Here is a 22,416-nt window from a genome sequence, read left to right as displayed (position 1 = left end):
GCCTACCGGATCCGTGCATCGATGATCTCGACGAAGCGCGCGAACAGGCCGGCCTGCGACTTGATCTTGAGCTTGCGGTAGATGTTGCGGCGATGGACCTTCACGGTTCCCGGCACGATGCGCATGGCGCGGGCGATCGACTCCGTCGAATGCCCCTGCAACACCAGGTCGACGACATGCTTTTCGCGCGGCGTCAGCGACAGGCTCTGCCAGATATGGGCGCGGTCGAACTCGTTGACCATAGCGGCCGTCTCGTCCTGCTTCGCTTCCGCCGTTTCGTCGGCCGGAAGAGCAGGCCAGCGCAACCTGATGAAGCTGATCACCGCGGGAGCCATGTCGCGCAGCAATCTGGCATCGGCGGTGCCGAAAGGGCCTGAAGCGCGCAGCCGCATCAGCGACAGCACCAGCGCATCCTTGCCCGGCAGCGGCACGAAGAAGCCGACCTCCTCGGCCAGCCTGGTCTGGCTGTAATAGGAGCGGAAATACTCGCTGGCATAGAAACGGTCCGGCGCCAGCTCGCGCATGCGCCAGAACCCTTCCTTGCGCTCGACCGCAGCGTGATGGAACGGATCGAGCAGATACGGCCCTTCCTGATAGAGCGCGACGAACACATGGCTCTCGGTGGGCGAGAAGGTCTCGAACAGCAGCGGCGGGCGCGAGGCGCCGCGATAGCCGAAGATCACGCAGTGGTCGAATCTAACGTGCTGCCGCAGCCACTCGACCAGCGCCTGGCCAAAGAGATCGCCGCTGGTCTCCCGCGTCGTCGCGACGAGCGTGGCGAGCCGGCTGTATTCGTCGCTGCGGGACAATGCATACCCCCTTAAACGAGAAAATAGACCAGATATACCACCTGAGAGGTATATACTAGCCGCCATTGGCTCTGGTAGCGTTCCGATATTGTCCTGTTGCTGGAGCCATCAGCCTTGACCGCAGTGCCCGACATCGAGTTTCGCGGCGTCACCAAGCGCTATGGCGCGGTGACCGCGGTCAGCGGCATCGATCTCGCTGTCCCGCCCTCCGCCTTTGTCGCGCTGCTCGGTCCCTCCGGCTGCGGCAAGACCACCTGCCTGCGCATGATCGGCGGCTTCGAACAGCCGAGCGAAGGCCAGGTGTTCATTCGCGGCCAGGACATGGCCGGCACGCCGCCCTACCGGCGGCCGGTCAACATGGTGTTCCAGCAATACGCGCTGTTTCCGCATCTCGATGTCGAGGACAATGTCGCCTACGGGCTGCGCCAGGCGCGGCCAAGGCTGTCTTCGCGCGAGATCGCCTCAAGAGCGGGCGAGGCGCTCGAAATGGTGCGGCTCGCCGGCTATGGCCGCCGCAAGATCCACGAACTGTCGGGCGGCCAGCAGCAGCGTGTGGCGCTTGCCCGCGCCCTGGTCAACAAGCCGGCGGTGCTCTTGCTCGATGAGCCGCTGGCGGCGCTCGACAAGAAGCTGCGCACCGACATGCAGATCGAGCTGCAGAACCTGCAGCGCGAGATCGGCATCACCTTCGTGCTGGTCACGCACGACCAGGAGGAAGCGCTGTCGATGAGCGATTTCGTCTGCGTCATGAATGGCGGCCGCATCGTCCAGCTCGGGCAGCCGAGCGAGATCTATGACGAACCGGCCGACCTGTTTGTTGCCGATTTCGTCGGCAAGACCAATCTCTTGAGCGGTACTGTCGCCGGGCATTCGGGCGATCTGGTGGAGGTGGCGCTCGCGGACGGCACCGTCATTGCGGCGCGCAAACGGACCGCTTTGCAGCAGGGCGAGGTCGTTTCGGTCAGCCTTCGTCCTGAATCGCTCAGTCTCGGCGCCCAGGCAAGCGGCCCATTCAAGGGCATCGTCCGCAACCGGATATTCCTGGGCTCGACGGCGGAATACGCGATCGAGGTCAAGGGCATCGGAACGCTGCTGGCCAAAGCCGATCACCTGATCGGTCACGGCAATCTCTTCAAGCCGGGTGAACCCGTCGCCATCGGCTTTGCCTCCGGAACGCCGCTGGCGTTTGCGGAGATCAAGAACAACGGGGCCAACCAGAGGGTAGATAAACATGTCGAAATCATATCGTGACGGACTGCCGATCAGCCCCGAGAATTTCGTCGACCAGCTGATGCGTTTGAAGCGCGGCTCGATCGGCCGCCGCGACTTCCTCGGCCTCACCGGCCTTGGCATTGCCACGGCGGTGATGGCGCGCGAGATCGGCATCATGCCGACACCGGCCTTTGCCGCGGAAAGCCTTGGCGATCGCATGTCGATCGCCACCTGGCCGAACTATCATGACCCGGCGACCTTCGAGAACTTCAAGAAGGACACCGGCGTCGCCGTCGAGGTCAACGTGTTCGGCTCCAATGAGGAGATGCTGGCCAAGCTGCAGGCCGGCGCCTCGGGCTGGAGCCTGTTCGTGCCGACCAATTACACGATCTCGACCTACAAGAAGCTCGGCATCATCGAGCCGCTGGAGATGGCGAAGCTGCCGAATTTCGACGGCTCGCAAGAGGATCCGCGCTTCACCTCGGAGGGCACGATCGATGGGACGATCTACGCCGTGCCGAAGAACTGGGGCACCACCGGCTTTGCCGTCAACACCAAGAAGCTGACCAAGCCGATGACGAGCTGGAAGGAGTTCTGGGACACCGCCATGGCGGAAGGCGACAGCCGCACCATGGTGCATGACTACCAGCTGACCACGATCGGCAATGCGCTGAAATATTACGGCTACTCGTTCAATTCGCTCAAGCAGGACGAACTGGCCAAGGCGGAGGAACTGCTGCTGAAGGTCAAGCCGCATCTGTTCGCGGTCTCCTCCGACTACCAGCCGGGGATGCGCGCCGGCGACGCGTGGATGACCATGTGCTGGACGAATGACGGCGCGCAGCTGCATCGCGACATTCCCGAGATCGCCTATGTGCTGGGCAAGGAAGGCGGCGAGATCTGGACCGATTTCTATGCCATTCCGAAAGACGCGCCGAACAAGCCCGCCGGTTACGCGCTGCTCAACTACCTGATGAATCCGCAGGTGGCGGTGAAGGAGCATTTGGCCAATGGTGCGCCGTCGACCGATGCGCGCGTCAACAAGCTGCTGCCCAAGGAGGTGCTCGACAACCCGATCCTCTATCCGGCAGCCGACCTGTTGACGCCGCTGGAATTCGGCGCGGCGGCAACGTTGACTGATCCGGGCCGCGCCGAATTGATGGCGCGCTTCAAGTCGGCCTGAGCGACGGCCTCAAATTCGACTCAGATAATTTGACCGGCGGGTTTATGCCCGCCGGCACCGGGGCAATCTTTCCATGCACGGCAGCCGTCTTCGTAGGAATTTTCTGACCGCCATGCTGCTCGGTCCGGCGACCGCGTGGCTGGTGGTGTTCCTGGTGCTGCCGTTCATCGCCATCGCCGTGTTCAGCGTCGGCGAACGCGCACCGGAAGGCGGCTATCAGGCCGCCTTTACGCTGGCGCAATATGCCAATCTTCCGGCGCGGGCGACCGCCTTCTGGAACACCATGGTGCTGGCGCCGGTGGGAGCGCTCGCCTGCCTGCTCGTCGCTTATCCCGTTGCCTACTATCTCGCCTTGCGCGCGCCGCAGCGCTGGCGGCTGATCCTGCTGGCGCTGGTCGTCATTCCGTTCTGGACCAGCCTGCTGATGCGGACCTATGCCTGGATGTACATTCTGGGCGGGCGCGGCATTCCGGCGCTGCTCGCCTTTGTCGGCATCGAGGATGTCAGGCTGATCAACACGCCGGGCGCGGTGCTGCTCGGCATCGTCTATGGCTACCTGCCGCTGATGATCCTGCCGATCTATGTCAGCCTCGAACGGCTTGACCGCAGGCTGCTGGAAGCCTCCGCCGATCTCGGCGCCACGCCATTATCGACTTTCCTGGGCGTGACCCTGAAACTGTCGTTGCCGGGCGTCATGACCGGCTTCTCGCTGGTCATGATCCTGCTGCTCGGCGAATATCTGATCCCGACGCTGCTTGGCGGCGGCAAGGTGTTCTTCATCGGCAATGCACTGGTCGACCTGTTCCTGCAATCGCGCAACTGGCCGTTCGGATCGGCCATCGCGATCACGCTGGTGCTGGTCTCGGTGGTGGTGCTGATTGCCGCCAACCGCATCTCGACCCGGGTTTCGGGCGCGCGCCGGGTGGATCTGATCTGATGCGGGCTTTCGTCATTGCGGTGTTCGCTTTCCTCTATCTGCCGATCGCGCTGGTGGTGCTGTTTTCTTTCAACGCCGGCCACCATGCCAGCGAGTTCACCGGCTTTTCGGTGCAATGGTACGGCAAGGCATTGGCGAACCCGTTCCTGGTCGAAGCGCTGAAGAACAGCCTGTTCATCGCCACCACCAGCGCCTTGCTGGCGGCGCTGTGCGGCACCGCGGCGGCACTCGGCCTGGCGCGCGTCGGCGTGCGGACCCGCGCGGTCTTCGACGCACTTCTGGGCGCCGCGATCGTCGTTCCGGGCGTCGTCATCGGCATTTCGACTCTGGTCGCGCTCGTCCAATTGTTCACCGTCGTCAATCCGTTCCTCGCCTCGATCTGGCCCGACGACCAGCCGCCGCGGCTAGCGCTCGGCTACGGTTCGATCATCGCGGCGCACGGGCTGTTCTCGATGGCGCTGGTGACGATGATCGTCGGCACGCGGCTCGGCAGCCTCGACCGCAATCTGGTCGAGGCGTCGAGCGATCTCTACGCGACGCCGTTGACGACGTTCCGCTCGATCGTGCTGCCGCAGATCATGCCGGCGGTCGTTGCCGGCTTCCTGCTCGCCTTCACCTTCTCCTTCGACGATTTCATCATCGCCTTCTTCGTCGCCGGCGCGCAGACGACGCTGCCGATCTATGTCTTCGCGTCGATCCGGCGCGGCGTGACGCCGGAGATCAACGCCATCGCGACGATCGTGCTCGTCGCTTCCGTGCTGCTCGTGGTGCTTGCCCAATGGCAGTTGCGCCAGCGCAAGCCGTCGAACTGAAAGCCGCATCATGATCCTCAAAGACCGCATCGCCGTGGTGACAGGCGCCGGCTCCGGCATCGGGCGCGCCGGCGCCATGATCATGGGCAGGGAAGGCGCGGTGGTCGTCATCGCCGACAGGGATCAGGCCGCCGGCGAAGCAACGGCTTCGGACATTCGGGCAGCGGGTGGACGGGCCGAGGCGATCAAGACCGATGTCGCTGATGATGCGGCGGTCGAACAGCTCATTGCCGGCACGCTCGACAGGCATGGGCGCATCGACATCCTGCACAATCACGCCGGCATCCAGGTCGGCGGCACGCTGACCGAAGTGGAGGTCGGCGGCATGGATGCCTCGTGGCGGGTCAATGTGCGGGCGCAGTTCCTGGCGGCCAGGATCGTCATGCCATCGATGATCGCACGAGGCGGCGGCGTCATCCTCAACACCGCCTCCAATTCGGGCGTGTTCTACGACCGCGAGATGATCGCCTACGCAACCTCCAAACATGCGGTGGTGGCGATGACACGGCAGATGTCGCTCGACTATGCCCGGCACAATGTGCGCGTCAACGCGCTCTGTCCGGGCTGGGTCGACACGCCGTTCAACGAACCGTTCATCGCCCAGATGGGCGGACGCGGGGCGATCGAAACCTATGTCCGCACCAAGATCCCGATGGGCCGCTGGGCCAGCGCCGATGAGATCGCCGAAGCGATCCTGTTCCTTGTCTCCGACCGTTCATCCTTCATGACCGGCCAGGCGCTGGTAATCGACGGCGGTGAAAGTATCGGCTGAGCCTTTTGCTTTCGCTATCAACTCCCCTGTTTTCAAAGCTTGTCCGATGTACCACGCAAAGACTTTCACCCATGCCGCTGCTTGCCGGCAGGACTATAGTCCTGCCGGCATGGGACTTCAGTGCCATGGCCGTCCAAGAGCGTGAATTTGTGTTTGATATCAGTCGGTTAAGTTTCTGGCCGGGTGCCAGATCGCGTATTGAGACAGCATTTGTCTAAAGTTTACTCTGCACTATTAGCAATTCCTCATAGGACGGTCGCTTAGCGGTCGGGCCAGGGCGACGATTCCCGAGGAGATTACCATGACAAACCGGAAAACTCTGCTGGCGGCGCTTGCCGCATTGGCGCTCCTGGCATCTCCGGCGCTCGCCGGCAATGGGCACGGCGGTGGCGGTGGCAATGCCGGAGGCAACGGGCACGGCAACGGCGGTAGCAATGCTGGCGGCAATGGCAATGGGGGCGGCAACGGCCACAACGGCAGCAATGGCAAGAGCGGCGCTTCGCACGGCAAATCTTCGTCGGCCCCGGGCCGGGCCAAGGCCAAAGCGGACGACACCACGGTCGACACAACCACAAAGGTTTCGTCGGTTCCCAAGGAGAAGAACATCCACGCCAAGCTTGGCCGGCTGAACTCACTGCAGCGCAACATCAATGCCTATATGAACTCGAAGAGCAAGAAATTCGCCGCCCTTCAGGCATTCGTGACGCAGTCCGCCAAAGCCAAGGTCGCTCAGGCCGCCGCCGACGCAGCACAGGCTAAGCTGGATGCGCTGACGTCCCTGACACCCGATCAGATTGCCGCGATGTCGCCCGAAGATCAGGCGGCCCTGCCTGGGAAGATAGCTGCTCTGCAGGCCGAGGTCGCTGCCGACAACGCTGCTGCTGCTGCGGCCGCGGTCGGCACCGATGATGCATCGCTCGACGCGGCATTGGCGGATATGGCCAACAAGCCCGTCGACGCTGCGGTCACGTCCTGGGCTCAAGACGTCCTTGCCGGCAAGATCGACCAGACGGCTGCCGCGATGCAGACGGAAACGACGCCGTAACGAACCGCCGCCGAAACGGTAGTGGTCAGTCAAAGGCAATGCCGCCGGGTTTCACTCGGCGGCATTGCCTTTTCCCGCTCATGGTCGGGCTGGCTATCCAGGGATAGCCACCGAGCTGGCGTCCAGGGATAGCCAGGCTCGAAACACTCAGACATGCTTGCGGCCGCCGGTCTCGCGAAACCAGCTGTCGGGGTAGGGGTACCACCAGTCCTGGATCGCAGGCTTGTGGTCAATGATCACCATCTTGGAGCGGCGGAAAGCGTCGAGGCCCTGGCGTCCGAGTTCGCGGCCGAGGCCGGAGGCCTTCCAGCCGCCGAACGGCAGGGCGTCATTGTCGATCAGCGGGTTGTTGACCCAGACCATGCCGGCTTCGAGCCGTTCCGCTGCCTCGTGGGCTTCGGCCAGATCCGATGTGAACACCGAAGCGCCGAGCCCGAACGGGCTGTCATTGGCAAGCCGGATCGCCTCGTCGAAATCCCTGACCCGGCAGATGGCGGCGACGGGTCCAAAACACTCTTCGCGCACGATCGCCATATCAGGGGTGACGCCGGTCAGGATCGTCGGTTCGTAGAACCAGCCGACATTGTACGCAGGCGGGATACGCCCGCCGGTGACTGCGACGGCGCCATGAGCGATCGCATCGTCGACAAGGCGCATGACTTTGGTCCGCGCGCTTTCGCTGACCAGCGGGCCGATCTCGGTCTTGTCCATGCCGTTGCCGATGCGCAGCGCCCGCGTCCTTTCGGCGAACAGCGCGACGAAGCGGTCATGCACGGAATCGACGACGAAGAAGCGCTCGGCCGAAGTGCAGACCTGGCCGGTGAGGTGGAAGGCGGCGGTGACGCTGCCGGCCGCCGCGATCTCGAGCGGGGCATGCTCGCTTATGATCAGCGGGTCGCTGCCGCCGGCCTCGATGACGCACGGCTTCATGCGTTCGGCGCAGGCCACCGCCACCGCCTTGCCTGCGGCGACCGAGCCGGTGAAGGCAACGGCATGGGTGCGGTCGGAGGCGATCAGCGCCTGCGCTGTGGCCGCTCCGCCGGGCAGGCAGGAGACCAGCCCCTCTGGCAGCGAGCGGAACACGGTCATGTAGTCCAGCGTCGACAGCGTCGTCGCCTCGGCCGGCTTGATGATGCAGGCATTGCCGGCGGCGAGCGATGCGGCGACCGTCCAGCACATCAGCAGGATCGGGAAATTGTAGGGCATGATGTGTACGGAGACGCCGTAAGGTTCGTAGCGCGCATACTGGAACGAACCGGCCTGCGTCGTGCCGGCGATCTTGCCGGCATCGTCGCGCGCCATCTCGGCATAGTAGCGGAAGATCGGCGCGCAATTGGCGATCTCGCCGATCGCTTCGGGGTAGGGTTTGCCCATCTCGCGCACCATCAGCTCGGCGCAACGCGTGAAGTCCGCCGCCTCGATGGCGTTGGCGACGGCATGCAGTTGCTTGGCCCGGCTCTTGGCGTCGAGCTTCTTCCAGGCGGCCTGCGCCCTGGTTGCCGCCGTGAGCACAGCGTCGATCTCGCCGTCGCCGGCGGCGGCAATGGCGCCGACGGTTTCCAGCGTCGCCGGATCGATCACCGGTTTTGCCGCGCCGGCCATCGACCGGTAGTCCGGATTGACGAAGAAGGTTGGCCGGTCAGGAGAGAAATCCATTTTGTCCTTCTCCATTTATGGAGCCTTTTTGAGAATTCGTCCTGCCGAGGCAGATGGCGTGGCTTTCGAGAACCGGAGCGCAGCGGACATTTAGTCCGTGAGCACCGGAAGCGCAGAAAGCCGCGTCAGGTGTCCGGCAGGGCAGAATTATCGAGAAGGCTCAGCGGATCATGTAGACCTTCTTGATTGTCTCATGGACGGTGCAGACGCCCTTCCAGTCCTGCGGGAAGAACGCTGCCGTATCCGGCTCGATCTCGATGACCTCGCCGGATTCATGCACATAGGTGCAGCGCCCTTCGAGGAAATGGCAGAACTCGTCGCGGGTGACATGGCAGTGCCATTTGCCCGGAGTGCATACCCAAAGCCCGCATTCGGAGCGGCCTTCCGGCCCCTTGTACAGCAGCTTGCCCGAGGTATGGGATTGGCCCTCGATCATGGTCGGGATGACGCCCCAGTCGACGAGGTCGGTAATGGTAAGCGGGGATTTCATGATGGGGGTTATCATATCGATTCCTTGGAAATGAGTGCTCAGCGGCACATGAAAGCCTTGATCAGCGTTTGCGTGATGATGGAGATGCCGGTCCAGCCGGCGGGGAAGAATACCAGCGTGCCGGCCTCGACCGCGATCTCCTCGCCGTCGTCATGGACATAGCTGCCGCGTCCCGACAGGAAGTGGCAGAATTCGTCGGCGCCAAAGGTGACCTTGCGCGTGCCCGGCGTGCACGTCCACAGGCCGCATTCGCTCGATCCGTCCGGGTTCTGCGCCAGGATCTTGCCCGAAGCGCGCGGCGAACGGGCGAGCGTGTTGCTGCCCGCGCCCCAGTCTTCCAATTCCACGGCCGAAGCCTTCGGCCAGTGCGGTGTCGACATGTCATCAAGCTCCGTGGTCACGCCAGCATGTAGACGTTGCGCATCGTCTCATGCACGGTGCATTCGCCTCTCCAGCCGGCAGGGAACATGACCACGGTGCCGGTGGAGACTTCTATCACCTCACCGACATCCGACCGGTAGGTCGCGCGGCCGGCGACGAAATGGCACAATTCGTCGCGCGGGATACTGAGGCGCCAGCGGCCTGGCGTGCAGACCCAGATGCCGGATTCCGGCTGGTTGTTCGGGCCTTTGTGCACGAGCCTGCCGGTCGAGTGCGAAGTGCCGCCGAGCGCATCCGGCTGGACGCCCCAGTCGACGAGATCGGTGCGGGTGGAGGCCTGGTGGAGGTGTGGGGCGGAGGAGGTCACAGCAACCCCTCCAGCAATCCTGCCGCCTTCTCCGGCCCATTCTGCGCGTGCATCTGCGCCGATGTCTTCGCCAGCTTGGCTTTCATCGCCGGGTCGGTCAGGCAGGTCTCGATCCTGGCAACCAGCTCGGCATCGGTCCAGTCGTAGCGCGGCATGCCGAAGCCGTGGCCGGTTTCCTCGACGCGGGTGGCGTTGTCGTGGCCGTCCCAGACATAAGGCATGATGATGGCCGGTTTGCCGAAATAGAGGCACTCGGTGAACGAGTTGTTGCCGCCATGGTGGATGACGGCATCGACCTGCGGGATGACCGAGGGCTGCGGAAACCAGCTGTCGACAATGACGTTACCGGGCACGTCCGTGTACTGGTCCTTGTAGCCGCCGACATTGACCAGAGCCCTGTAGCGCGTCTTGCCCAATGTCGCGATGATGCGCTTCAGCAGATCGACATCGCCGGCGCCCAGGCTGCCGAAGGAGACGTAGAGCAGCGGCCCGTCATTGTTCCTGGAGAAGGTCGGCACCGTGTACGGCTTTTCGTGCCGCACGCAGCCTTCGAGATACTGGAATTTTGCCGGGTCGAGCGGATGGCGGCGCTTGAATTTTGCCGCCTCGGGGTAGAGCAGCAGGTTCAAATAGGGCGAGGCTTCGAAGAACTGGCCGACCGGATAGGGCGCCTCGTGGTTGGCGGTGAGGAAGGCGTTGAAGTCGTCATGGATCGGCTTGATCACCGCATTGAAGTGGTCGCGGTAGCGCTGGTGGCCGGCATGGTCGTTCTCGCCGCAGCCGGAGAGATGGGGCGGGATGTCCTCGTCCTCGATCTCGTTTTCCGAACACGAGATGACGCGCACCCACGGCTTGCCGTACTGCTTGATGGCCGGGAACAGGATGACGTTGTCGACGCAGATCACATCCGGCTTGATGGCTGAGAGAACGCGCGGCAGATCCTTCTGCGCCCATTTGGCGCTGTCGACGATCGCCGTCCAGCAATCCTTGACGTAGTTGTCGACCTGGTCGTAGGGCGATTTGCGGAAGTTCGGGATATGGCCGTTGATGAAATCCTCCCAGAATTTCGCCATCTGCTCGGGCGGCATCGGCTCCGACAGGTTCACCGGATGCGCCTCGAAGCCGTAGCCCTTGTAGACATCGACGAAGCCGGGGTCGGACAGGAACACCGCCTTGTGGCCGCGCGCTTCGACTGCCTGGGCGATGCCGACGGAATTGAGCGCCGGGCCGTAGGCGGCTTCTGGAAAAAACGCGATCGTCTTCTGCGCCATCAGGCTTCTCCTGTCATTCTGCGAAAATTCTGACATCGGCGGCATCCCAGCCGAGTTCGACCTGGTCGCCCGACGAGACCGGCCGGCGGTCGGCGGCATCTGCGGTGACGCGCACCAGGAACGGCTTTGGCGACAGGGGCGTGCGGACATGCAGCTGCAGGTCCAGCCCCTGATAGGCCAGCGCCTCGACCGTGCCGGTGATGCGGTTGGCGGTTTCCGCCGATGGGAATAGCCGGATGCGCTCAGGGCGCACCGAAGCGACAGCGGATGCGCCGGGCGAGAGCGTTGCCGGAACCTTGCCTGATATGCGTGCGCCATTCGTGGCTACAACGCCATCGACGGCGGCTTGGCCCGGCACGAAATTCATCACGCCGATGAAGTCGGCGACGAAGCGATCGGCGGGGTGTTCGTAGATCGCGTGCGGCGTGTCGCATTGCAGCAATCTGCCGTCTTTCAGCACCGCCATGCGGTCGGCCATGACGAGCGATTCCTCCTGGTCATGGGTGACGATGACGAAGGTGATGCCGACCTCGTGCTGCAGGCGCTTCAATTCCAGCTGCATGGCGCCGCGCAGCTTCTTGTCGAGCGCGCCGAGCGGCTCGTCGAGCAGCAGCAGGCGAGGCCGCTTGACCAGCGCGCGGGCAAGCGCGACGCGCTGCTTCTGGCCGCCCGACAATTGCTCCGGCTTGCGGTCGGCGAAGGGGACGAGCTCGGTCGTCGCCAGGATGGCATCGACGCGGGAGCGGATTTCAGCTGTTGGCAAACGTTCCATCTCCAGGCCGTAGGAGACATTGGCGCGAACGCTCATATGCGGAAACAGCGCATAGGATTGGAACATCAGATTGACCGGCCGCTTGTTGGGCGGGGTTTTGGCGATGTCACGTCCGTCGAGCAGGATGCGCCCGTCATTGGGCGTCTCGAAACCGGCCAGCATGCGCAAGAGCGTGGTCTTGCCGCAGCCGGACGGGCCGAGCAAAGCGAAGAACTCGTTCTCGCGGATGTCGAGCGAGATGCCGTCGACGGCCATCACCCTGCCGAAATTCTTCGACACATGATCGATGGCCAGCAGAGTGCGGGGTTCGCTCATTGGCCGATGATCCCACGGTTGAGCCGCTGCGACAGGGTCAGCGCGGTGATCGAGACCGCCATGACGATGGTCGCCAGCGCGTTGATCTCCGGCGTGATGCCGAAGCGGATCATGGCGTAGATCTGCATCGGCAGCGTCGTCGAGGCGCGGCCGGCGCCAGCGGTGAAGAAGGCGATGATGAACTCGTCGACCGAGAGCGTGAAGGCGAGCAGCGCCCCTGCAATCACCGCCGGCGCGATGACCGGCAATGTCACCCGCCGGAAGGTGGTGAGCGCGGAGGCGCCGAGATCGGCGGAGGCCTCGACGATCGACCAGTCGAAACTCTTCAGCCGCGCGCGCACCACCGAGCAGACGAAGGCGAGGTTGAAGACGACATGGGCGAGGATGATGGTGTGCAGGCCCATGGTTAGATTGAGCATGGAGAAGAACGAGAGCAGCGCGATCGCCAGCACGATGTCGGGAATGATCATCGGTGCGAAAATCAGCGCTTCGAGAGCCTTGCCGTATTGCCGGCGCATCTCGATGCCGATCGCCAGCAGCGTGCCGAGCAGAGTGGCGATCGCGGTCGAGACCAGCGCCACGATCAGCGTGTTGAGGGCCGCGGACAGGATCGCCGAATTGCCGGCCAGCGAGGCGTACCATTTCAGGGAGAAGCCCGACCACGCCGTCGGCAGCCCGCCTTCGTTGAAGGACAGCGCCACCAGCACGGCGATCGGGATGTAGAGGAAAGCGAAGACCAGGCTGAGCACGAGCCAGAGCGTGCGCCGCGTGGCAGGGGAGCGCTCAGCCATCGGTGTCTCCGCCGGCTTGCGTGACGTGACCCGAGGCGCGATTGGCGGCCAGCGCTTGCGCCATCAGTACCAGAAGCATGATGGCAATCAGCGCCATCGCCAGTGCCGCCCCGAAAGGCCAGTCGTTGGCGGTCAGGAACTGGTCGTAGACGAGGTTGCCGATCATCTGGAAGCGGCCGCCGCCGAGCAGCGCGGGCGTGACGAAATTACCGATCGACAGCACGAAGACGAAGACCGCGCCGGCGGCGATGCCCGGTACGGTCAGCGGCAGGATGACACGACGGAACGTGGTGGCTGCCGAAGCGCCGAGATCACGCGAGGCCTCGGCGAGTTCCGGGTTGAGCCGCGACAGCGGCGCGTAGCAGGCGAGGATGACGAAGGGCAGGTAGTTATAGACCAGGCCGGCGATAACCGCGCCTTCGGTGTAGAGCATCGACGGCGGCTCGCCGGTGTAGCCGAACCAGCGCAGCAGCTGGGTAATCAGGCCTTCGCGGTTGAGCAGCACGATCCAGGCATAGGTGCGGATCAGATAGTTGGACCAGAACGGCAGCACGGCGACGAACAGGAACACTGGCTGCCACCGGCGCGGTGCCGCCGATATCGCGTAGGCGGCGGCATAGCCGATCACCACAGCGATTAGGGTCGCGGTGCCGGCGATGCGCGCCGAATTGAGGAAGATGCCGGCATAGAGCGGGTCGAAGACCAGGCCGAAATTCTCCAGCGTGAAGGTGTATTCGATGCCGCCATAGATGCCACGCCGGAAGAAGGCGAGCGCCAGTACCAGCGCGCACGGCACCACCATCAAGGCCGCGAGCCAGGCCAGCGCCGGGGCCATCAGCAAGGAGGAACGAAGTCTGGTTGAGGACACGATTGGGTACCGCATTCAGCGGCCGACGGCGGAAACCCGCCGTCGGCCGTGGTCTCTGATGTGCCGCCGCTTACTGCGCAGCCTTGATCTCGCTGACGATCTTCGAATAGTCGCGCTGGGCGTCGCCGACGTCACGCAACTGCTCGAACTTGACGAGATCGGCCACCGGCATCGCCATGTTGGGGAATTTTGCCAGGAAATCGGCCGGCAGGCTTTCCATCGCCGGCTTGTTCGGCACCTTGTAGTCGATGTTCTGCGCCGCCCAGGCGTGGTTCTTGGCGTCGAGCATGAAGTTGATGAACTGGAAGGCGGCGTCCTTGTTGGCGGAGGCCTTCATCACCACCATCGTGTCGACCCAGAGGTCCGAACCTTCCTTGGGAATGACGTATTTGATCTCCGGCTTTTCGGCGATGCCGTAATTGCACCAGCCGTCCCAGGCCTGCACCATCAGTGCCTCGCCGGACACCAGCTTGGAATAGAAGGTGGTGTCGTCATAGGCGAGCAGGGTCTTCTTGGCCGAGATCAGCAGATCCTTGACCTCGGCCATCTTGGCCGGATCGGTTTCGTTGACCGAATAGCCCTTGTCGAGCTGGCCGGCGGCCAGCAGCCAGCGGTCGGTCGCCAGCATGGTGGTCTTGCCCTTCAATTCGTCGGAGGGCGCGAGCAGGTCGCTCCAGCTGGCCGGTGCGACCTTCATCAGATCCGAGCGATAGCAGAGGCCGGTGGTGCCCCAGGTGTAGGGCACCGAGAAGGCATTGCCGACATCGTGCGGCAGCTTGGCTGCTTCCGGATAGAGGTTGGCGAGGTTGGGGATCTTGGCGTGGTCGATCGGCTCGGTCAGGCCGAGCTTGTTCAGCACCTCGGCGAAGGGTGAGGAGACAAAGACCACGTCATAGCCTTTGCCGCCGGCGGCGATCAGCTTGCCCATGATCTCTTCATTGGTGGCATGCACCACCACTTCGCCCGAAACGCCGGTTGCGGTCTTGAAGGTGGCCATGGCGTCGGGTGCCATGTAGCCGTCCCAGTTCGAAATGACGAGGTCGGCAGCCGTCGCCGGCGCGGACAGCGCCAAGGCCAGGCCAAGTGCGATCGAAGATGTTTTCAGCGCACGGCGCCGCAGGCTGGTAGCGGTCATGACAGACTCCCATTCGGTTGATCGTCGAATTTCATTCGCCGGACCAACGCTTGCGACCCTTGCCGCTGCCTCGATCCTGTTCCCTCGGTCTTTTTCTCGCCGATTGTGTTGACAGTACTATTGCAGAAAAAAGTACGTCAATCCATAATTTGCCAAACGACCGAGGAAACTGGCCGATTGCGTCCGTTCGGGCGATCGGTCAAATCAATGCGGTCATCCGTTTTCCGCTGGACCAGCCATGCAAGCCGCAGCCAGACGACCCCGCACCAACCATCTTGATCTGGCGCAGCGCATCCTGGATGTCGCGCGCCAGCGCGGCTTCGAGCCCGGTGCACGCTTGCCCGAGCAGCAGATCGCGTCGCTGTGCAATGTCTCGCGCACGCCGGTGCGGGCGGCACTCGGCCTGCTCGCGGAACGGGGCGTCGTGCGCTGGGAGGCTGACACCGGTTATCATCTGGCCATCGACCTCACCGCGCAGGCTTCGGTCGCCACGGAATTGCCCGCTGCCGAGGAGGACGAGTTGGCCGAGGCGATCCTGCGCGACCGCTCGGCGCGGCGACTGGACCAGACGGTGACCGTCGCGGGATTGATGCGGCGCTACAGTGCCGAGCGCAAGACGGTATTAAAAGCGTTGAACAAACTGACCGAAGAGAATCTGCTGGATCGTGCGCCTGGCCAGTCCTGGCTGTTTCGGCGCACGCCCGACGATCCGGAAGCGCAAGGCGACAGCTACGAGTTCCGCTTGCTGCTCGAGCCCGCGGCCATCCTGACGCCCGGCTTCAGGCTAGACGGCGCGCGGGCGGCGACGTTGCGCCAGGCTATGGAAGCGCTGGTGACGCTGCCGGACGCCGCCTTCGACACACGCGAGTTCCAGCGGCTGGACATCGATTTTCACGGCATGCTCGCCGAGGGCAGCGCCAACCGCTTCATCGCCGACGCGCTCGCCGATCACCTCAGGCTGCGCCGGCTGCCGGGCATCTATACCGGCGTCAACGTCTTCCGATTGCGGCAATCGCTGCGCGAACACCTTGTCATACTCGACCATCTTGAAAGCCTGCAGTATGAGGTGGCTGCCGATCTGCTTCGCATTCATCTGCGGCTCTCCCGCAACCAGCGACCGCAAGCGGCCAGCCGCGGGGCTCCCGCGCTGTTCGGCACGATCAGCCGGCCGGAATGACGAGGATTAATTGACGCGTAAAGCCAGCCCGACCATCGCGCTGTTTCCCGAAGCAAGCTTCGGCGCGGCGTTGAATTGCGTCGGCATCGCGCAGGCGCTGCGTGCGAAAGGCGCCCGGCCCGTCTTCATCTGCCATGCCGGTTTCTCCGGCGTCTTTGCCGATTATGGTTTTCAGGAATACCAGCTGCCAACCGACGAGCCGCTGAGCGAGAGCCAACGCCAGAGCTACTGGCAGGCTTTCGTGCGCCGGCACCTGCCGCATTTCAGGCTGAGCCCGATCGACCAGCTTGAGACCTATGTCGCTCCGACCTGGCAGGCCATCGTCGACACCGCGGTCAATGCCGAGGCGCCGCTGCGCCAATTGCTGGCACGGCTCAAGCCGGATGCCGTGGTGCTCGACAATGTCATCATGTTCCCGGCGATCGCCGCCGCCGGCTGTCCGTGGGTGCGCGTCGTCTCCTGCGCCGAGACCGAGCTGCCGGACGCCAATGTGCCGCCCTATCTGTCGGGGCTTGGGGTGGACGACCCGCAACGTGCGGCGTTCGAGGCCAGGTATCTGGCGGCTTGCGCGCCGGCGCATGACCGCTTCAACCGCTTTCGGGCGGATGCCGGACTGGGGCCGCTGCCGAAGGGTCAGTTCCTCGAGACGTCGCCCGATCTCAACCTGCTGCTGACGCCGACGATCGTGCGCCGCGAGCGTGCCGAGCCGCTCGACCCCGCGCGCTTCGTCTATCTCGAGGGCTGCGTGCGTTCTGAAGGGCCGTTCGAGGTGCCGGTGTTCCCGCGCAATGGCGGGCCGCTGGTCTATGTCAGCTTCGGCAGCCTGGGTGCCATGGATGTCGGCCTGATCGAGCGCATGCTGGTGGTGTTCGACAGGCTGCCGGCGCGCTTCATCGTCAATGCCGGCGGCCTGCGCGACGCTTACCGCGCGGTGCCGGACAATGTCTATCTCGACGCCTGGTTTCCGCAGCCCTCGGTGGTGGCGAAGTCGGATCTGTTCATCCATCACGGCGGCAACAACAGTTTTTGCGAAGCGCTGCGCTTCGGCGTGCCGTCGCTGATCATGCCCTATTGCTGGGATGGACACGACAACGCGCAACGCGCCGAAGAGACCGGCACCGGCGACCATATCGGCCGTGACGGCTGGACCGAAGGAGTGTTGGAGAAAGCCATTCTCGGCCTGCTGGCCGACGATGCCATGCGCGCCCGCCTGAAGGACAATGCAGCCCAAATGGCGCTGAAACCCGGAACGGATGCGGCCGCGCAAGCCATACTCTCTCTGATACGGATTTGAACGAAATGCCTGACAACAACACGAACATCTCGCTCTCCAGCGGCACCGATGCCAAGGCCTGGCTGACCCGGCACGGCATCAACGAAGTCGAGTGCCTGGTGCCCGACATGAACGGCGTCCTGCGCGGCAAGGCCTTGCCGACGGCCAAATTCCTCCAGGCGCTTGAAGACCGCGCGCTCTATCTGCCGAGCAGCGCTTTCCTGGTCAGCATCGACGGCCGCTATTCCGGCTCGATCGACGAGGGTTTTGCCTATTCGGATCCGGACATGCGCATGGTGCCTGATGTATCGACGCTCTGCCTGGCGCCGGGTGCCGCTCCCGGCAAGGCCTATGTCTTTGCCGATGCCTTTCATATGGACGACCGGCCCTGGATGGCCTCGCCGCGCCATGTGCTGCGCGCCGTGCTCGACCTCTACGCCAAGCGCGGCTGGCGGGCGGTGGTGGCGCCCGAGGTGGAATTCTATCTCACCGCGCCCAATCCGGATCCGGACCGGCCGCTGACCGCCCCGGTCGGCGCCAATGGCCGCGCCGAGACCGTGCAGCATCCCTACGATATGGCCGGGCTCGAGGAGTTCGAGCCGGTGATCCGCCGCATTTACGATTATGCGGCGGCGGCCGGCCTGCCGCTCGACACGCTGATCCATGAGTCGGGAACCGCGCAGTTGGAGATCAACTTCCTGCATGGCGATGCGCTGCCGCTGGCCGACAAGGTGCTGCTGTTCAAGCGGCTGACGCGCCAGGCCGCGCAGCAAAGCGGCATGCACGCCACCTTCATGGCCAAGCCGATCGCCGCACAGGCCGGCAGCTCGATGCATCTGCACATGTCGGTCATCGACGAGGCCGGCAGGACTTTGTTTGCCGGCAGCGACGATGCCGACACCGCAATGTTCGGCCACTTCATCGGCGGTCTGCAGAAATATGTCCCCGAAATCATGCCGCTGTTCGCGCCCAACGTGAACTCGTTCCGCCGCATCAGGCCGAACCACAGCGCGCCGGCCAACATCGAATGGTCGCATGACAACCGCTCCTGCGGCCTGCGCGTGCCGGCCGGCGGCCGCGCGGCGCGGCGGGTGGAGAACCGGCTTCCGGGTGCGGATTCCAATCCTTACCTGGCGATCGCCGGCTCGCTGCTTGCCGGCTATCTCGGCGTCGAGCAGAAACTGGCGCGCTCGCCCGAGGCGTCGGGCAATGCCTACAAGATCAAGAGCACGCTGCCGAAGACGATGGAGGAGGCGCTCGATCGTTTCGAGGCTTGCGGCCCGGTGCGGGAACTGCTCGGCGAGGATTTCTTCCAGACTTATCTGCGCGTAAAGAGCGTCGAGCTCGACCTGTTCCAGGGCGTGGTGACGAGCTGGGAACGCGACCACCTTCTGCTGAAGGTGTGATCATGGCTTCCAGTTCAACGGGCTTCAATTCGGGCCTCGATATCGCAAAATCCTATTATGTCGCCACCGCCAATCCGGCGCCGGACCATCCGGCGCTGGTCGGCGACGTCGACACCGACCTGGTTGTCGTCGGCGGCGGCTGCACCGGCCTGTCGGCCGCCCTTCACGCCGCCGAGCGCGGGCTGAAGGTGGTGCTGCTCGAAGGCGGCAAGATCGGCTGGGGCGCGTCGGGCCGCAATGGCGGCCAGATGATCCCCGGCCTGCGCAAGGGCGCCAAGGGACTGGTCAAGCTCTATGGGCCTGAGCGGGCAAAGGTACTGTTCGATCTTGCCTTCGAGGCGCGCGGGCTGGTGCTCGACATCATCGAGCGCCATGCCATCGATTGCGATCTCAGGCTGACCGGCCATCTGGTCGGCGCGGTCAACGGTTCCGACCTCAAGGATCTCGAGGAAGAGGTCGAGTGCCTGGCTACGGTGATGAAGTTCCCGCACGCCGAAATCCTGTCGGCGGCGGGAGCCCGAGCCAAGGTCGACACACCCTATCATGGCGCGATGTATGAGCCGCTCGGCGGCCACATGCATCCGCTGAACTACACGCTCGGCCTTGCCCGCGCGGCGATTGCTGCCGGCGTCGTCATCCATGAGAATTCGGTGGCGGTGAAGCTGGAGCGTGAGCCTTCGATCCGGATCTCGACGGCAAAGGGATCGGTGCGTGCAAAACATGTCGTGCTGGCCGGTGACGCTCTGCTCGATGGGCTGGAGCCGCGCGTCAACAGCCGCATCATGCCGGTTGGCAACTACATCGTCGCCACCGAGCCGCTGGAGGGCAAGCGCAATGTCATCCCGGCCAATGTCGCGGTGTCCGACACACGCTTCGTCGTCAACTATTACCGGATGTCGGCGGACGGCCGGCTCCTGTTCGGCGGCGGCGAGCGCTACACGCCGTCACCGCCGGCCGATATCGCCGGCTTCGTGCGGCCGCATATGGAAGCCACCTTCCCGCAACTTCAGAGCTGCCGCATCGATCACGCCTGGGGCGGGCTGGTGTCGGTGACGACATCCAGGCTGCCGCATGTCGGGCACTATGGCGAAGTCTATTTCGCGCATGGCTATTCCGGCAAGGGCGTCATCCTGTCGACGTTGTCCGGCAAGCTCCTGGCCGAAGCGATCACCGGCGACGCCTCGCGGCTCGATTTGTTCTCGACGCTGACCCCGATGCCATTCCCCGGCGGCACGGCGCTGCGCGGTCCGCTCTATGTGCTGGGCATGCTGTGGTATGCCATGCGGGATCGCATCAAGCATTGAGGGTCGGCGGGGCGGCGGCGAATTGCAAAACGCCGCGATCCTTCGCGCCCCCCTCAGTCCTGCCGGACATCCCCCCTCAAGGGGGGAGATTGGCAGATTGGTGGCTTCGCCCATTCCTGCGTCGTTGGAGATTGGCGAAAGCCGGCGTGACGTCCGATCTCCCCCCAAGAGGGGGAGATGCCCGGCAGGGCAGAGGGGGGCGCTGTCCCGCCGACGGTGAAGGTTGTTGGAGAAGGCCTCTTAAACCACAAAAAAATCTTCAATCCGCTGCCTGGCCTCCAGCAGCACCGGCAGAATCTCCCGTTCCATCTCCGCGACCGAAAACCGCGCCGACTGCGTCGAGACGTTGATGGCCGCGACCGTGCGCTCTGCCCGGTCGCGGATCGGCACGGCGATCGAGCGCAGGCCGAGTTCCAGTTCCTCGTCGACGATGGCAAAGCCGTCCGCTTTCGCCTTGCCGATGGCGTTGGCTAACAAACGCCTGTCGGTGATCGTCTTCGGCGTCCGTCTCTCGATCGTCGCCTGGCCGAGGAATGCGTCCAATTCCTGAAGCGTCAGACCGGCAAGCAGGATGCGTCCCATCGAGGTGCAATAGGCCGGCAGCCTGGTGCCGACATCGAGCGACACGCTGAGGATACGGCGGCCGGGAATACGGGCGACATAGACGACATCGGCACCCGACAGGATCGCCGCCGAACAGGCCTCGTTCAGCTGTGCGGCGACAGCGCGCATGATGGGTGCGGCGAAGGCCCAGAGCGAGGCGCCGCCGAGCCAGGTGCGGGCGATCGTCAGCAAGCGTGGCGACAGCGAGAACACGCGGCCGGCTTGCGTTGCATAGCCGGTGGCGGTGAGCGTCAGCAGAAAGCGGCGGGCGCCGGCGCGGGTCAGGCCCGCTTCCTCGGCCATTTCGGTCAGCGTCATGCCCGAGGGATGCCGAGCCAGGATCTCCATGACGGCAAGGCCGCGCTCGAGCGAGCCGACATGATCACGGGAAGCGGCTTCTTCGTCCATCTCAACTCCGCGGAACGCCATCGATGCCAGGATTGACTCCTCGCCCTCCTTCAGCGTACGAAGTATCGCATATAAAACATATGTTCGCAATACGAACTTTCTGAACCCGGAGCCGATGCGATGGTCAAGTTCCTGCCGCTCAAACAGGCCGTTGCGGAGAATTTGAACGATGATGACACGGTCGCCTTCGAGGGTTTCACCCATCTGATCCCGACGGCGGCGGCGCATGAGGCGATCCGTCAGGGGTTTCGCGACCTGACCCTGGTCCGCATGACGCCGGACCTGATCTACGACCAGATGATCGGTATGGGCATGGCGAAGAAAATCGTCTTCTCCTATGTCGGCAATCCCGGCGTCGGCCTGCTGCGGCGCGCCCGCGACGCCATCGAGAACGGTTTCCCCAGATCGATCGAGATCGAGGAGCACAGCCATGCCGGCATGGCCAATGCCTATGAGGCGGGCGCGGCCGGTCTGCCCTGCGCGGTGTTTCGCGGCTATCGCGGTGCTGGCCTCGCGGCGGTCAATCCGAACATCAAGTCTGTCACCTGTCCGTTCACCGGCGAGGTGCTGGCGGCTGTTCCTTCGATCAGGCCTGACGTCACCTTCATCCATGCGCAGAAGGCCGACAGACAAGGCAATGTGCTGGTCGAAGGCATCATCGGCATCCAGAAGGAAGCGGTGCTGGCGGCCAAGCGAGCGGTGGTGACGGTGGAGGAAGTGGTCGATAATTTCGACGATCTGCACCCCAATCTGACCGTGCTGCCGCGCTGGACGATCGCGGCGATATCCGTCGTGCCAGGCGGCTCGCACCCGTCCTACGCACATGGCTATTATGCGCGTGACAATGCCGCCTATCTCGAATGGGACCAGATCGCCGCCGACCGCGAGAAATTCCAGGCGTGGATGCAGGCCAACGTCATCGAGAAGAGCGCCGGCGATTTCGCGGCCCGGGTCGAGCATTTGAGGAAAGCGGCATGAGCGACAATCCATTGGGTTTCACCCCCAACGAGATGATGACGATCGCCGCCAGCAGGGCGCTCAGGAATGACGATGTCTGCTTCGTCGGCATCGGCGCACCGTCCGCGGCCTGCAATGTGGCGCGGCTGACACATGCGCCTGACATCACGCTGATCTACGAGAGCGGCACGATCGGCACCGCGCCCGACGTGCTGCCGCTGTCGATCGGCGATGGCGAATTGTGCGAGACCGCCGTCACCACCGTCGCGGTGCCGGAGATGTTCCGCTACTGGCTGCAGGGCGGCCGCATCTCGATCGGTTTTTTGGGGGCGGCGCAGATCGACAAGTTCGGCAACATCAACACCACGGTCATCGGCGACTATTTCCATCCCAAGACCAGGCTGCCCGGCGGCGGCGGCGCGCCGGAGATCGCGACCTCGTCGAAGCAGATCTACATCACAATGGCGCAGAC

General features: G+C 64.0%; 23 protein-coding genes. 12 read left to right on the top strand and 11 right to left on the bottom strand.

Annotated features, from left to right (window positions below):
* Window positions 1–2 precede the first annotated feature (2 nt).
* The gene (locus EN955_RS13250; protein ID WP_024504754.1) at window positions 3–809 is read right to left on the bottom strand and encodes a LuxR C-terminal-related transcriptional regulator; all 807 of its coding nucleotides are present in this window, start codon (window positions 807–809) and stop codon (window positions 3–5) included.
* A gap of 114 nt (window positions 810–923) precedes the next feature.
* Here EN955_RS13250 and EN955_RS13245 point away from each other — a divergent pair, with 114 nt between their 5' ends.
* From EN955_RS13245 to EN955_RS13220, 6 genes are all read left to right on the top strand, one after another.
* Entirely contained in the window at window positions 924–2,060 is a 1,137-nt protein-coding gene (locus tag EN955_RS13245) for an ABC transporter ATP-binding protein (protein WP_024504753.1), read from the top strand.
* Window positions 2,041–3,204 (top strand): spermidine/putrescine ABC transporter substrate-binding protein, encoded by a 1,164-nt coding sequence (locus EN955_RS13240; RefSeq protein ID WP_024504752.1) that lies wholly within the window; start codon window positions 2,041–2,043, stop codon window positions 3,202–3,204. Before EN955_RS13245 ends, EN955_RS13240 begins: the two co-directional genes overlap by 20 nt.
* A 73-nt stretch (window positions 3,205–3,277) precedes the next feature.
* Window positions 3,278–4,141 carry an ABC transporter permease gene (locus EN955_RS13235; RefSeq protein ID WP_013528934.1) on the top strand — a complete coding sequence of 288 codons (864 nt, stop codon included), beginning with the start codon at window positions 3,278–3,280 and terminating at the stop codon, window positions 4,139–4,141.
* Window positions 4,141–4,953 carry an ABC transporter permease gene (locus EN955_RS13230; RefSeq protein WP_024504751.1) on the top strand — a complete coding sequence of 271 codons (813 nt, stop codon included), beginning with the start codon at window positions 4,141–4,143 and terminating at the stop codon, window positions 4,951–4,953. Before EN955_RS13235 ends, EN955_RS13230 begins: the two co-directional genes overlap by 1 nt.
* Before the next feature lie 10 nt (window positions 4,954–4,963).
* Window positions 4,964–5,725 carry a glucose 1-dehydrogenase gene (locus EN955_RS13225; protein ID WP_024504750.1) on the top strand — a complete coding sequence of 254 codons (762 nt, stop codon included), beginning with the start codon at window positions 4,964–4,966 and terminating at the stop codon, window positions 5,723–5,725.
* A gap of 301 nt (window positions 5,726–6,026) precedes the next feature.
* Window positions 6,027–6,770, top strand: a complete 744-nt coding sequence (locus EN955_RS13220; protein WP_024504749.1) for a hypothetical protein — start codon at window positions 6,027–6,029, stop codon at window positions 6,768–6,770.
* Window positions 6,771–6,917: 147 nt separating this feature from the next.
* On the opposite strand, the gene EN955_RS13215 is transcribed toward EN955_RS13220, so the two are convergent.
* The 9 genes from EN955_RS13215 to EN955_RS13175 all read right to left on the bottom strand — a co-directional run bounded on the left by EN955_RS13215 (window position 6,918) and on the right by EN955_RS13175 (window position 14,816).
* Complete coding sequence (locus EN955_RS13215; protein ID WP_024504748.1) at window positions 6,918–8,426, bottom strand: aldehyde dehydrogenase family protein; 1,509 nt, start codon at window positions 8,424–8,426, stop codon at window positions 6,918–6,920.
* Between the two features lie 160 nt (window positions 8,427–8,586).
* Window positions 8,587–8,931, bottom strand: coding sequence for a cupin domain-containing protein (locus EN955_RS13210; protein WP_024504747.1), 345 nt, complete (start codon window positions 8,929–8,931; stop codon window positions 8,587–8,589).
* A 23-nt stretch (window positions 8,932–8,954) separates the two neighbouring features.
* Entirely contained in the window at window positions 8,955–9,296 is a 342-nt protein-coding gene (locus EN955_RS13205; protein WP_024504746.1) for a cupin domain-containing protein, read from the bottom strand.
* Window positions 9,297–9,313: 17 nt separating this feature from the next.
* The gene (locus EN955_RS13200) at window positions 9,314–9,664 is read right to left on the bottom strand and encodes a cupin domain-containing protein (RefSeq protein ID WP_024504745.1); all 351 of its coding nucleotides are present in this window, start codon (window positions 9,662–9,664) and stop codon (window positions 9,314–9,316) included.
* Complete coding sequence (locus EN955_RS13195) at window positions 9,661–10,935, bottom strand: glycosyltransferase (protein WP_024504744.1); 1,275 nt, start codon at window positions 10,933–10,935, stop codon at window positions 9,661–9,663. The genes EN955_RS13200 and EN955_RS13195 overlap by 4 nt, the downstream gene beginning before the upstream one ends.
* Before the next feature lie 13 nt (window positions 10,936–10,948).
* Window positions 10,949–12,022 (bottom strand): ABC transporter ATP-binding protein, encoded by a 1,074-nt coding sequence (locus EN955_RS13190; RefSeq protein ID WP_024504743.1) that lies wholly within the window; start codon window positions 12,020–12,022, stop codon window positions 10,949–10,951.
* Complete coding sequence (locus tag EN955_RS13185) at window positions 12,019–12,813, bottom strand: ABC transporter permease (RefSeq protein ID WP_024504742.1); 795 nt, start codon at window positions 12,811–12,813, stop codon at window positions 12,019–12,021. The genes EN955_RS13190 and EN955_RS13185 overlap by 4 nt, the downstream gene beginning before the upstream one ends.
* On the bottom strand, window positions 12,806–13,648 hold the full coding sequence (locus EN955_RS13180) for an ABC transporter permease (RefSeq protein WP_032899498.1): 843 nt from the start codon (window positions 13,646–13,648) through the stop codon (window positions 12,806–12,808). The genes EN955_RS13185 and EN955_RS13180 overlap by 8 nt, the downstream gene beginning before the upstream one ends.
* A 103-nt stretch (window positions 13,649–13,751) precedes the next feature.
* Window positions 13,752–14,816, bottom strand: coding sequence for a spermidine/putrescine ABC transporter substrate-binding protein (locus tag EN955_RS13175; protein WP_024504740.1), 1,065 nt, complete (start codon window positions 14,814–14,816; stop codon window positions 13,752–13,754).
* A gap of 238 nt (window positions 14,817–15,054) precedes the next feature.
* On the opposite strand from EN955_RS13175, the gene EN955_RS13170 reads away from it, so the two are divergent.
* From EN955_RS13170 to EN955_RS13155, 4 genes are read left to right on the top strand one after another with little or no spacing between them, the layout of a single operon-like run.
* On the top strand, window positions 15,055–15,993 hold the full coding sequence (locus EN955_RS13170) for a GntR family transcriptional regulator (protein ID WP_024504739.1): 939 nt from the start codon (window positions 15,055–15,057) through the stop codon (window positions 15,991–15,993).
* 10 nt (window positions 15,994–16,003) lie between these two features.
* Window positions 16,004–17,287, top strand: coding sequence for a glycosyltransferase (locus tag EN955_RS13165; RefSeq protein ID WP_013528948.1), 1,284 nt, complete (start codon window positions 16,004–16,006; stop codon window positions 17,285–17,287).
* A 5-nt stretch (window positions 17,288–17,292) separates the two neighbouring features.
* The gene (locus EN955_RS13160) at window positions 17,293–18,672 is read left to right on the top strand and encodes a glutamine synthetase family protein (protein WP_013528949.1); all 1,380 of its coding nucleotides are present in this window, start codon (window positions 17,293–17,295) and stop codon (window positions 18,670–18,672) included.
* A gap of 2 nt (window positions 18,673–18,674) precedes the next feature.
* On the top strand, window positions 18,675–19,976 hold the full coding sequence (locus EN955_RS13155) for an FAD-binding oxidoreductase (protein WP_024504738.1): 1,302 nt from the start codon (window positions 18,675–18,677) through the stop codon (window positions 19,974–19,976).
* A gap of 240 nt (window positions 19,977–20,216) precedes the next feature.
* Here the strand turns inward: EN955_RS13155 and EN955_RS13150 are convergent, their stop codons facing one another.
* Window positions 20,217–20,987 (bottom strand): IclR family transcriptional regulator C-terminal domain-containing protein, encoded by a 771-nt coding sequence (locus EN955_RS13150; protein WP_024504737.1) that lies wholly within the window; start codon window positions 20,985–20,987, stop codon window positions 20,217–20,219.
* Between the two features lie 120 nt (window positions 20,988–21,107).
* Between EN955_RS13150 and EN955_RS13145 the strand changes: the two genes are divergently transcribed.
* Together EN955_RS13145 and EN955_RS13140 are read left to right on the top strand one after the other, a co-directional pair.
* Window positions 21,108–21,965 (top strand): CoA transferase subunit A, encoded by an 858-nt coding sequence (locus EN955_RS13145; protein ID WP_024504736.1) that lies wholly within the window; start codon window positions 21,108–21,110, stop codon window positions 21,963–21,965.
* Window positions 21,962–22,416: CoA-transferase (locus tag EN955_RS13140; protein ID WP_281034482.1), on the top strand; the 455-nt coding region annotated here is incomplete at its 3' end. The genes EN955_RS13145 and EN955_RS13140, both read left to right, overlap by 4 nt.

The sequence above is a fragment of the Mesorhizobium sp. M7A.F.Ca.CA.001.04.2.1 genome (assembly GCF_003998485.1).
Lineage (GTDB): Bacteria > Pseudomonadota > Alphaproteobacteria > Rhizobiales > Rhizobiaceae > Mesorhizobium > Mesorhizobium ciceri.
Note: the sequence above shows the minus strand (reverse complement) of the source record. Positions and strands in the feature narration are given on the sequence as shown.